The organism is Escherichia sp. MOD1-EC6300 (genome assembly GCF_002965045.1).
GTDB classification, from domain to species: domain Bacteria; phylum Pseudomonadota; class Gammaproteobacteria; order Enterobacterales; family Enterobacteriaceae; genus Escherichia; species Escherichia coli_F.
Genome location: NZ_PTRH01000023.1, coordinates 1 through 12358 on the forward strand (window position 1 = coordinate 1; position 12358 = coordinate 12358).

Genomic DNA, 12358 nt, shown 5'->3' on the forward strand with positions numbered 1-12358 from the left:
GAAGCAATATGGTGATTTTGAAAATGGTATTCCTGTTCACGATACCATTGCCAGAGTTGTATCCTGTATCAGTCCTGAAAAATTTCACGAGTGCTTTATTAACTGGATGCGTGACTGCCATTCTTCAGATGATAAAGACGTCATTGTAATTGATGGAAAAACGCTCCGGCACTCTTATGACAAGAGTCGCCGCAGGGGAGCGATTCATGTCATTTCTCGCGTCAGTCCTTGCGGGGAGCGGGCTTTCGTAATCTTGCCCTGAATACCGGACTGAGTATCAAAAAGCCGGTTAACTGAAACTGTCCAGGTTTTGGGGGGCAGTCCATAAACGCTTTATCCTGCCTAAAAAACCACTAAATTTCAATAAATTGCACCAATGCGTAGACCCTATAAGCTTACGCATCGGGCACTGTAATTACGCCATTGTCCCAATCGTCTTCCTGAATCGCAGCAGCGCGATGGTGAAAAACGCGCCGCCAATTGCCATCAACGTCAGGAACTGCGGCCAGACGATTTCGAATCCGGCACCCCGGTAGAGGATGGCCTGCGCGAGGCTGACAAAGTGTGTCGTCGGCATGGTCAGCATAATGTCCTGCACCATCTGCGGCATACTTTCGCGCGGCGTGGAGCCACCGGAAAGCATTTGCAACGGCAGCAGCACCAGAATCACCAGCAGCCCCAGTTGCGGCATTGAACGCGCTATCGTCCCCATAAAAATGCCGATTGACGTGGTGGCAAACAGACTGAGCGCCACGCCCAGCATAAACAACGGGATCGAGCCTTCAATCGGTACGCCCAGTACACCTTTCACCATCAGCACCAGCGATAATCCCGACACCACCAGCACCACCAGCCCCATCGACCAGACCTTCGCCATCATGATCTCAAACGGCGTTATCGGCATCACCAGTAAGTGTTCCACCGTGCCGTGTTCACGCTCGCGGATCAGCGCCGATCCGGTCAACACAATCGCCAGCATGGTAATGTTGTTGATGATCGCCATCACCCCGCCAAACCACGCGGGATCGAGGTTCGGATTAAAGCGCATGCGGGTTTCCAGCGATACCAACGGTTCGCTGTTATCACGGTAGCGCGCGACAAAGCTGTTCACTTCACCGTTGATAATATTCTGGATATAACCGTTGCCAGTGAATGCCTGGCTCATGCGCGTGGCATCGACGTTCACCTGAATATCCGGCTGGCGTCCTGCGAGGACATCACGCTGAAAATTAGGCGGAATATTTATCGCGAAGGTATAGCGCCCGGCGTCCAGCCCAGCATCCATCTCATCGGCGGTGATCATCTCCGGGGGCAAAAACCACGGGCGGTAGAAGCTGTTAACGATCCGGTTCGATAACTGCGATTGATCCATATCGGCAATAGCGATCGGTGCCAGATTCAACGATCCTGGCGTGACGGTCGCTGACGAATACACCGACACCGTAAACGAGAAAATAATCAGCGTCAGCATCGCTTTATCACCAAGCAGACTGCGCAACTCTTTGATACCCAGATTAAAAATATTGCGTAAATGGCGCATCATCCCTCCTGTTTTTTCAGCAGCAGGATGCTTAAGCCCATCACCAGTGGAATGGCTATCAGCAACGGGATAAAAAGTTGCCATAAATCCGTCAGATCCAGCGCCTTCGAGAACGTCCCGCGGGCGATAGTCAGAAAATGACTGGTAGGGTAAACCTCGCCGATCCAACGTCCTGGACCTTCCAGCGAAGCTACCGGATCGATCATCCCGGAAAACTGCGTCGCCGGGATCAACGTGATAATCGCCGTACCGAAAATGGCGGCAATCTGGCTTTTCATAAAGGTGGAGATCAGCAGCCCCATTCCGGTGGCGATGATGATATACAGCAACGCCGCCAGAGTGAGCGTCAGGAAACTGCCTTTATGCGGCACGCCAAACACAAACACCGACAGGCCGCAGAGCAGGAAAAAGTTCAGCATCCCCAGCGCGATGTACGGTAGCTGTTTGCCAAGCAAAAATTCGCTACGGGTGGTGGGAGTCACGTAAAGGTTGATAATCGACCCCAACTCTTTTTCCCGCACCACGCTAAGGGCGCTTAGCATTGACGGAATCATCATCAGCAGAAGCGGGATCACCGCCGGAACAATCGCTGGCAGGCTTTTTACGTCCGGGTTATAGCGATAGCGTGTCTCAATATTCATCAGCCCGCTTTGGCTCGCGGGCGTGGATTGCCGACTCGCCACATCCTGTAGCCAGCTCTGGTGCATGGCCTGCACGTAACCTTTTACCGTTTCGGCACGACTGGGCATCGCACCGTCGATCCAGACACCGAGTTCCACAGGCGTACCACGCGCGATATCGCGCCCGAAATTGGGTGGAATCTCAATCGCCACCGTGATATCGCCCGCACGCATCCGACGATCAAGCTCGTCATAACTGGTGAGCGGCGGCTGCTCGATAAAGTAACGGGAACCGGAGAGATTGAGCGTCCACGCCTGGCTACTGACGGTCTGGTCGCGGTCGAGCACCGCAAAGCGCAGATTTTCCACATCCATACTGATGCCATAACCCATTATCAGCATCAGGATCACCGTTCCCATCAGCGCCAGCGTCGAACGTACCGGATCGCGGCGCAGTTCCAGTGCTTCGCGACGGCTGTAGCTAAACAGACGTCGCAGGCTAAATCCCTGACGCGGCGCGTGGGTGGTGTCATGTACCACAGGCGGCGCTTCGGCTTCGTTGCTCTGCCCTGCCGCTTCCTGCAAATAGGCGATAAATGCCTCTTCCAGACTGGCGGCTCCGCGTTTCTCAACCAGTTCCTGCGGTGTACCGCTGGCAAGCACTTTTCCGGCGTGCATTAGTGAGATGCGGTCGCAGCGTTCCGCTTCGTTCATAAAGTGGGTGGAGATGAAAATGGTCACTTTGTCCTGGCGCGAAAGATCGACCATTAACTGCCAGAACATATCCCTCGCCACTGGATCGACGCCAGAAGTAGGCTCATCGAGGATTAACATCTCCGGGCGATGAATCACCGCCACCGCCAGCGAAAGCCGCTGGCGAATGCCGAGCGGCAATGACTCCGGCAGAACATCTTCAACGTCGTTGAGCTTAAAACGCTCGCTCATTTCAGCCACTCTTGCGGGAATTTCCGCTTCCGGGATGTGAAATAAACGGGCATGTAACTCAAGGTTTTGCCGCACGGTGAGTTCGTTATAGAGCGAAAACGCCTGCGACATATAGCCTACCCGACGGCGAGTATCGATATCTTTTGGATCAACCGGTTGCCCGAACAGCCACGCCTCACCTTCGCTGGCGGGTAACAGTCCAGTAAGCATTTTCATGGTGGTGGATTTACCGCAGCCGTTCGAACCAAGGAAGCCAAAAATCTCCCCGCGTGGAATGCGGAAATTGACGTGATCAACGGCAACGAAGGAACCAAAACGCATGGTCAGATCGCGCGCTTCGATGGCAATCTCTGCGTTTTCAGGTTGATACGGTGGGATCACTACCGCCTGATGCGCCTGCCGTTGTGCTTGCGGTAACAGATTTATAAATGCTTCTTCCAGCGTGGCGCTTTGCGTTTGCTGCCGCAGCTCTTCGGCGCTGCCAGTCGCCAGTACTTCTCCGGCATTCATCGCTACCAGCCAGTCGAAGCGTTCCGCCTCTTCCATATAGGCGGTGGCAACCAGCACGCTCATATTGCTCTGCCGCTGGCGAATACTGTCGATCAGATCCCAGAACTGGGCGCGAGAGAGCGGGTCAACCCCCGTTGTTGGCTCATCAAGAATCAACAATTCCGGGTCGTGGATTAACGCACAGCACAGCCCCAGTTTTTGCTTCATCCCGCCGGAGAGTTTACCTGCCGGACGATCGCGAAACGGTGCTAACCCGGTGCTGGTCAGCAGCTCATTAATTCGGACTTCCCGCTCCGCTTTGTCGTGACCGAACAGGCGGGCGAAAAAATCGACGTTTTCATACACCGACAAGGTGTGGTAGAGGTTTTTGCCCAGTCCCTGCGGCATCCAGGCAATGCGCGGGCAGACGTCACGGCGATGCCTCGGGTCGCGCATATCGCCGCCCAGCACGATCACGTTGCCCTGCTCAATGACGCGGGCACCGGAAATCAGTGACAACAAACTCGACTTCCCGACGCCGTCCGGGCCAATCAGCCCGACCATACAGCGGGCCGGAATGTCGAGAGTGATATTGTTCAGCGCAACAGTTTTTCCATAATGCTGGCTCACGCCCGCCAGTTGCGCGACAGGCGGGACGGGAACCAGTTCCAGATGCGTCATTGCGGCAACCTCACCGCAAGGTCGTCAGGCCACGGAAGTTCTTCGTTCACCCGCACCCACGCCACGCCCGGCAAACCGGTTTTGACATATTCCAGATGTTGCTGGAGTAATTCCGGTGGGATACGCGCTTTGACGCGGAACATCAGTTTCAGCCGCTCATCGCTGGTTTCGACGGTTTTTGGCGTGAACTGGGCGACGCTGGCGACAAAACTGATGGTCGCCGGAATACGCAGATCTGGCGCGGCATCGAGGATCAGCCGTGCTTCACCGCCCAGTTTCAGCGTGCCCGCCTGTTCGGTTGGCAGGAAGAAGGTCATATAGACATCGCTGAGATCGACCATATTTAGCACCCGACCGCCTGCTGCCAGCACTTCGCCAGGCTCGGCAACCCGATACTGCACGCGTCCGTCACGCGGGGCTTTCAGTTCACTGTCATCGATATCTGCGGCAATGCGCCGCTCAGTGGCTTGTGCCGCTTCGACGCGCGTTTGCGCCTGAATGATATTGGTACGTGCCGCTTCTATAGCCGCTTTAGAAGCCGAAACCTGGGCTTTTGCCGATTCCAGCGCAGCACGGGCGCTTTCAGCGGCGGCGCGGTCGTCGTCCAGCTGTTGCGCAGAAATAGCCCCACGTTGGGCGAGCGAGCGGGAACGCGTATGACGTTTCGCTACAGAGTCCAGTTCGGCCTGGCGTTGATTAACCAGTGACTGCGCGGCACGAGTTTCACTTTGCCGTTGCTCCAGCAAAGCCTGCGCGGCGGCAACGGCACTTTGTGCCTCTTTGATTTGCGCGATGGCTTCCAGTCGCTGTTCCTGCAACACGCGAGTATCCATCTTCGCCAGCACTTCGCCTTCGCGAACAAACTGGCCTTCTTTCACCAGAATGGTATCGATACGCCCGGCAATTTTGCTGGCGATATCCACTTCCGTCGCTTCAATGCGCCCATTGCTGACGGCAAAGCCTTCCGGCACACCTGCCGGGCGCAACAGCCACCACGCCACGACGGCAGCCACCGCCAGTAACCCGACAACCCACCACGCCAGATGGCGCTTACTCTTATCCATAATCGACCCGCCATAATCCCTGTAAGCAAACGACACGTGTTACAACTGCCGCCGAACGACGTTCAGCGGATTCATCCATCCGGGATAAGAAGGAAACGGCAAATACGACCAGCGCACAGAGCATTGAGCGCCAATGGGGAAGGCTTAGTGAAAACGGGTAGTAATGTTGTCATCATCAGCATTCCTGGCCGTAAATGAAACACGCATACTCATAAGTGTGATCTATAAAACTGGCTGATAAAACGGTATCCATCCTGTTGGATAGCGTTTCACGCCTGTTCAGTTGCAGAAACAGAGCATTCCTTTTTACGTTTTATCAACAGTCTCAACCAGATAGTAACATTAATATTCATGTTGTCTATGGTTCAAAGCTGTAACAGCGTGCGCCTTCTACTCAAAGGCATAAGTTCATTTCTGTTTTTTTCATGCTGGTAAGACGTCCAGGGAGCGGTTACCTCAGGCCCTGCACCAGGATTAATTTGGCAATTATGCATACTGTACATTCTTCCGGCATGTTTACTGTCACGGGCGTTCAGACCTAAAACAGCCCCCATTTCACCTATGAGTTCTCTTCCACCATTACCGTTATGTGCAACAACTTGATTTATACCTAACATTTGTGAGCATGCTAATAGTGCTTCAAGTTTTGGCCTGTAATCTGTCGAGATGGAAAAATAACGATTAAAAGATTGACAAGAGATGGCCCGGCTAATTTTAAATTTTTTACCATTAATTATGGTATGATGCTTTTTATTAATGATTGCCGCTAATTCGACCGGATCGAGAACATTGGTCATTTCATCTTTAGAGACTGTTATCGGACCTAAAATGTAACGTTCGCGTTGTATGTCGAAAGTTATCCCATGATGATTTGCCATTATTTTATATTTGGGGTCATAGAAACATACAGGATAATCTTTTATCCCAGCGTAGGTATCTTCATTAAGTGGTTTCATGCGCGTGAAGTTCTGCATATAGTTACCATTGCAATTTGTTTCATGATTTCCAGCTAATACATGAACATTTTCATTGATACTCATTATGCGTTTTAACAAATCGATGATAAATTGATCGCCACAGATATTACTAAACCGATCGCCGGTTTGGTCACCCAGAAACGTACATGGCGTCACTGCGCCTTTATTAATAACCAAATAAGGCTGAAGACTTTCTAAAACAATATCTCTTCTGTTCAGAATACTGATAATTGTATTGACATTAGTGTCTAGTTCTTCATTAAAGTTATTCTTTAACAATACGTTGAGAACTTCATCTTCTATATTAAGCAACTGACTAAGGAAATTTTCTCCTTCAGCCATAATACCCAAATGACCTGTTGCAGTAAGCGCATACAAAACAGCACCGACTGAGCCATCGGTATCACCGAAATAGGTCGGTCTGGTACTTGTGGGATCAACGGGTGAGCAATTTGAGAAATAGACTCTATTAGAAAAATGGGCCTTTATTACTGTTTCGAATTTAATATCAAATATATTGTATTGCGAAGTTTTCCAGTCCCAGAGGGGTTTGTACGACTCAGTAACTACAATATCATTCATATTACCATCTTCTGTCATGGCATTAAGAAAACAAACAATGCTGCGCCAATTTATTTCTATGTTATCAAGAGGGCAACCGTAATTTTTTCCATTAATTGTCACAATAAACTGATAACTATTATTCCTGCGTAGGATATGCACACGCATGCCCGATAGCATACTATATTTTTCTGATTGATACGTCTGTATGGAAAATGAAATCTTGTCATCTTGAAAAGATTGTTGGAAACGTTCTATTTGCCAGTCATCTATTTTTTCCACAACTTCACCGAGCATTGTCCTGGCAATACTTGATATGTCATCACCTAAGCCATTTGCTATATACCCAAACAGTTCTTTAGTGAAGTTGGTAACATGATCTTGCATAATGTCATTTGCGGGGATTGTCATAGTACTGTCGTGAGTACCGGTCACAGCTCCAATTTTCATTTTTTACCTCATGCTATTCACCGCGAGGAATACGTAGTTAATATTTAATCTTATGACATACACCTCATGTTCGATGGAAAAACAATTATATTTTGCACAAATCATTCAGCCTTAAGGCATAATATGAAATTTCTTATCTCAAAGTAGACAAAATCCCTAGAGATTGTAGAGGCGTTATCAGAACATACCTCTACAATCGATTAAGAAAACCTATGAAATACTTTCAGGATTAATAAGACATACCACAGTATTCATGGAGTTTTAATGAGATTGAAAACAACTAAGCCCTGATAAATAAATTATTTCATTATTTTTATCACGTACTTTCTTCCGGGAATTTAGGCCCATAATACCATTATCAAATTGTTGATTCTGATCTACCCCGAGCCCATGATGGCCATATTTTTGTCTAATGTATTTTCTGGGGTCTTCACATTTGAGTTTCTCTCCACATATGAAGATATGTTTACGTGCTGGTCTGAAATCAGTAGTGTTATTAAAATAATCAGCATATAAATCTGTGGGTTTCATAATATTGCTTCGGATTAGATGGAATAGAGGATCATCCATATGTTCTTTATGTTTTTTATTAAATATATTAGCTAATTCCTCAGGATCAGTAGGATTTTTCATCTGTTTAAATGGAACCTGCAAAGCACCGAGACAATAACATTTACTTTCTTCATTTCTTATTATTCCGTGATGACTGGTTAAAACTTTCCTTTCTGGGTCATAATTACAAACATCAAGCGTTTTAATTAAGTTATATGTATCACCGGCGGAGAGTCTATGATTTGCTAGTCGTGCACTATAGTTACCATTAAAATTGATTTCATGATTTCCAGCCAGAACGACGACATTTTTATTTATACGACTATCTTTATTACCCTCCATATTTTGCATAGAATTTAGCAAAGTAAGGATATATTGATCTCCAAAAATAGTACTAAACCTGTCGCCTGTATGATCTCCAAGGAAAATACAAGGAGTAATCGCATCGCCTTTTAAAAAAACATGATTATGCAACTTATTCAAGATCATGTCTCTTGCATTTAATAAAGCGTAGAGCTCTCCCATTTTTTTCTTTTCGTATGCAGATGAAGCCATATTTTCGTGATTTAATAATTCACATATTAAACTCCACCCCTCTTCCCGGATGCCTATATGCCCTGAAACGAGCAATGCATAAAGTATAGCGCCTACTCTTCCATCTGTATCGCCAAAATAAGCCGTGTTCATATTTTGTGGGTTAATCACACCACAGTGTTTATAAAAATCTATTTCTGAAAACACAGATTTAACATAGTTATCAAACTTTTCCTTAGTGAGCATCTCAGTAGAGACATCCCAACGCCAGTCAGGTTTAAAATTACCGCTAAGAAGAGTAAAGAAATTTTCAGATATGATAGAAAGCCCATCAACTTTATAAATTATGTCTGATTTATCTCCGGAGAAATTAATAAAATAATAACCATCCCTACGCTCAATCGTAACGGTTATGGGAGATGATAATTTTAACACATGGTTATTGTCTGGTATAATTGTAAAGATAAACGTGTCAGTATCCATGTTGGCGAAACTATTATATTCTTGGATATCTATAGAAGGTTCACTATTGTAAAGCGATGTTTTCACCGTCTGATGAAAATAGTCATTTACATTCCAGTGACCATATTGCAGGAAATAGATGATATGCAGGCCTGCATTGTTACCTATTTGCGAAAATTTATCCAGTATATTAACTTCAACTGTCTTTGAAAGATGTTTTTTATCAACCTCGCCATGGTGTTGATGATTGTTAACTTTATCTGAATGCTTATATTCATGGCTTAAGGAGTTGTTTCCAATCAGATTATGAATTGCTTTCATAAATAACCTATGATATTTTTGAATTGTTTGTTACAAAATAAACGATACATGTCTGAAAGACATATTTACGACGATATAAAACAATAATAATTATATGTTCGCTGATTTTAAACACCGAGACTATCCGGTCTTTTACCAATAATGAAAAATAATCCCTCCCTGGAAGATAATTGTAAAGAACTACAGAATAAGAATTAATCTTAGGATAAATATTTATTTACCATGGCCTTTTGAACGCTGAAAAGTGGCACTCGGCAAAGTAAACCCAGCTATAGTTATGCTATGCATTTGTCTTTAATGATATCTCGTCATTTTATTAACAGGCTGAAATTATCATTAATGCACATTTCGATATTAGCAGGGATACCTGAGGAGTTTAAAGTGAACATATATATCGGGTGGCTTTTCAAATTAATCCCCTTGATTATGGGGTTAATTTGTATCGCGTTAGGTGGCTTTGTGCTGGAAAGTTCAGGGCAAAGCGAGTATTTCGTCGCGGGTCATGTGCTGATTTCTCTGGCAGCCATATGCCTGGCATTATTCACTACCGCATTTATTATCATTTCGCAGCTCACGCGCGGCGTTAATACGTTTTACAATACACTGTTCCCCATTATTGGCTATGCGGGGTCAATTATCACCATGATATGGGGTTGGGCACTGTTAGCAGGCAATGATGTGATGGCAGACGAGTTTGTCGCCGGTCATGTGATTTTCGGCGTTGGTATGATTGCCGCCTGTGTATCGACAGTGGCAGCGTCATCCGGTCACTTTCTGCTCATTCCCAAAAATGCATCGGGGAGCAAAAGCGACGGAACGCCGGTACAGGCTTATTCTTCATTAATCGGTAATTGCCTCATTGCCGTTCCCGTATTACTCACCCTGCTCGGTTTCATTTGGTCGATAACGCTGTTACGCAGTGCCGACATAACCCCACATTATGTCGCCGGTCACGTATTGCTTGGGTTAACCGCAATCTGTGCCTGTCTCATTGGCCTTGTAGCCACAATCGTCCATCAAACACGTAATACGTTCTCATCCAAAGAGCACTGGCTGTGGTGTTATTGGGTTATTTTTCTCGGCTCAATCACGGTGCTGCAGGGCATATACGTCTTAGTCAGTTCCGATGCAAGCGCTCGGCTGGCTCCCGGCATTATTCTCATTTGCCTTGGAATGATCTGTTACAGCATATTCTCAAAAGTCTGGCTACTGGCACTGGTCTGGAGACGTACCTGTTCGTTAGCCAACAGAATTCCGATGATTCCCGTCTTCACCTGCCTGTTTTGCCTTTTCCTGGCATCGTTTCTTGCGGAAATGGCGCAGACCGACATGGGATATTTTATTCCTTCGCGGGTTCTTGTCGGTTTGGGAGCGGTATGCTTTACGTTGTTCTCAATCGTTTCAATATTAGAAGCAGGTTCTGCTAAAAAATAATTGCAACGTACCGGATAAAACCAGCGTCGACCAATTGCGTAACGCTGGTTTTTCTTAGGTATCATGAAATAACTTAACATTGATGGTTAAGTATAAAAAACAGTAAAGTTACTGTCTTTTTTCAACCTGTTCATATTTTATAAAGATCTGGACTTCGGTCGATTTTTAATCACCATTCCCCCACCTTATTTTAAGCATGGAGGGTTTCAGTTCACGGGCTTATTAGAAAATAATCACAAGATAGCCACTATCAAAATTAGCTCATTTTTAATGCGGCTCTAATAATTTTCATCTTTAGGTAATAGGTCAGGACGACTTCGCTGCAATCAAATCCTGCGCACAAGCCCACGCACTCGACCACGCCCACTGGAAGTTATAGCCCCCCAGCCAGCCGGTAACGTCCATCACTTCGCCGATAAAGTACAGCCCAGGCACTTTGCGCGCTTCCATCGTCCGTGAAGAGAGTTCGTTGGTGTCCACGCCGCCGAGCGTCACTTCGGCAGTGCGATAGCCTTCAGTGCCGTTGGGTTGTACGCGCCAGTCGGTCAATGTGCTAATCAGTGCCTGTTGGTCACGCACGTTGAGCTGTTTTAGCGAAACATCCGGGATTTGCCCAAGTTGCTGTAAGCGTTCAACCAACCGCTTCGGTAGATGAACCGCCAGTGTGTTTTTCAGGCTCTGATTCGGATGTGCGTTACGCTGCTCATTCAGGAAGGTTTCGAGGTCTACATCCGGTAGCAGATTGATGCTGACAAATTCCCCCGGTTGCCAGTAGCTGGAAATCTGCAACACCGCCGGTCCAGATAAGCCGCGGTGGGTGAAGAGTAAGTTCTCACGGAAAACGGTGCCGTTTTCAGCGGTAATCACGGAAGGCACCGCCACGCCTGCCAGTACCTGTAACTCTTCGAGCAACGGTTTATGCAGAGTGAATGGCACCAGACCCGCGCGGGTCGGCAGCACGTTGAGGCCAAATTGTTCGGCAATCTTATAACCAAACGGCGACGCGCCCAGCCCTGGCATTGACAGTCCACCGGTCGCGATGACCAGCTTTTCGCAACCGACGGTCATGCCATTCAGTTCAAGCGTGAAGCCTGTTTCATCCTTCGCCACACTCAGCACTTCGCTTCGCAATCTGAAGGTCACATTGCCCTTCTCGCACTCATCCACCAGCATGTCGACAATCTGCTGCGCGGAGTCATCGCAGAAGAGTTGCCCTAACGTTTTCTCGTGCCAGGCAATGCCGTGTTTATTGACCAGATCAATGAAATCCCACTGGGTAAAACGCGCGAGTGCAGACTTACAAAAATGCGGATTCTGGCTCAGATAAGCGCCCGGTTCGACATAAAGGTTGGTAAAGTTGCAGCGCCCACCGCCAGACATGAGGATTTTGCGCCCTGGTTTTTTACCATTATCGATCAGCAGAACCCGGCGTCCTGCCTGACCTGCCAGCGCAGAACAGAACATACCCGCCGCACCAGCGCCTATAATAATGGCATCAAACCTTTCCACGTTGCGCTCCTCTAAGAAAAAACGGGCGTGAATTGTAAAGATTCCTCAGTGGTCGCACCAGCATCAATATTACTAAAAGGAAGTATTTGCCTGAATTATATAAGATAATTATTTTTTGAGTGCAATCTATACAGGAGGCAAATCAAAAAAAGTCTATATTTCACTTTGCCCGCGCCGCGAAAGTCACTGATAATGCGCCGCGTTCATGTCCTCAAAATG

Annotated in this window: 8 protein-coding genes and 1 pseudogene; 2 read left to right on the plus strand and 7 right to left on the minus strand. The window is 47.3% G+C overall.

Translation table 11 applies throughout. The features are described from left to right. Positions 1-226, plus strand: a pseudogene (locus BGE37_RS22645) (ISAs1 family transposase); the annotation flags it as partial. A gap of 189 nt (positions 227-415) precedes the next feature. Here BGE37_RS22645 and BGE37_RS22650 read toward each other — a convergent pair. From BGE37_RS22650 to BGE37_RS22670, 6 genes are all read right to left on the minus strand, one after another. Beyond that, a complete protein-coding gene (locus tag BGE37_RS22650; RefSeq protein ID WP_024212196.1) occupies positions 416-1540 on the minus strand; it encodes an ABC transporter permease in 1125 nt (374 codons plus the stop codon). Continuing rightward, a complete protein-coding gene (gene rbbA, locus BGE37_RS22655; protein WP_032185361.1) occupies positions 1540-4275 on the minus strand; it encodes a ribosome-associated ATPase/putative transporter RbbA in 2736 nt (911 codons plus the stop codon). The genes BGE37_RS22650 and rbbA overlap by 1 nt, the downstream gene beginning before the upstream one ends. Then, the gene (locus BGE37_RS22660; RefSeq protein ID WP_105288470.1) at positions 4272-5339 is read right to left on the minus strand and encodes an HlyD family secretion protein; all 1068 of its coding nucleotides are present in this window, start codon (positions 5337-5339) and stop codon (positions 4272-4274) included. Before BGE37_RS22660 ends, rbbA begins: the two co-directional genes overlap by 4 nt. Positions 5340-5410: 71 nt before the next feature. Further along, a complete protein-coding gene (yhiY, locus tag BGE37_RS25760) occupies positions 5411-5515 on the minus strand; it encodes a hypothetical protein (RefSeq protein ID WP_213054493.1) in 105 nt (34 codons plus the stop codon). Positions 5516-5704: 189 nt separating this feature from the next. After that, entirely contained in the window at positions 5705-7327 is a 1623-nt protein-coding gene (locus BGE37_RS22665) for a DUF4049 domain-containing protein (RefSeq protein WP_088542103.1), read from the minus strand. A 261-nt stretch (positions 7328-7588) separates the two neighbouring features. Beyond that, positions 7589-9196, minus strand: a complete 1608-nt coding sequence (locus tag BGE37_RS22670) for a DUF4049 domain-containing protein (RefSeq protein ID WP_105288471.1) — start codon at positions 9194-9196, stop codon at positions 7589-7591. 381 nt (positions 9197-9577) lie between these two features. Between BGE37_RS22670 and BGE37_RS22675 the strand changes: the two genes are divergently transcribed. Next, a complete protein-coding gene (locus BGE37_RS22675) occupies positions 9578-10630 on the plus strand; it encodes a DUF2776 domain-containing protein (RefSeq protein ID WP_001028909.1) in 1053 nt (350 codons plus the stop codon). A 306-nt stretch (positions 10631-10936) separates the two neighbouring features. On the opposite strand, the gene BGE37_RS22680 is transcribed toward BGE37_RS22675, so the two are convergent. Then, the gene (locus BGE37_RS22680; protein ID WP_000439186.1) at positions 10937-12139 is read right to left on the minus strand and encodes an NAD(P)/FAD-dependent oxidoreductase; all 1203 of its coding nucleotides are present in this window, start codon (positions 12137-12139) and stop codon (positions 10937-10939) included. Between the last annotated feature and the right edge of the window lie 219 nt (positions 12140-12358).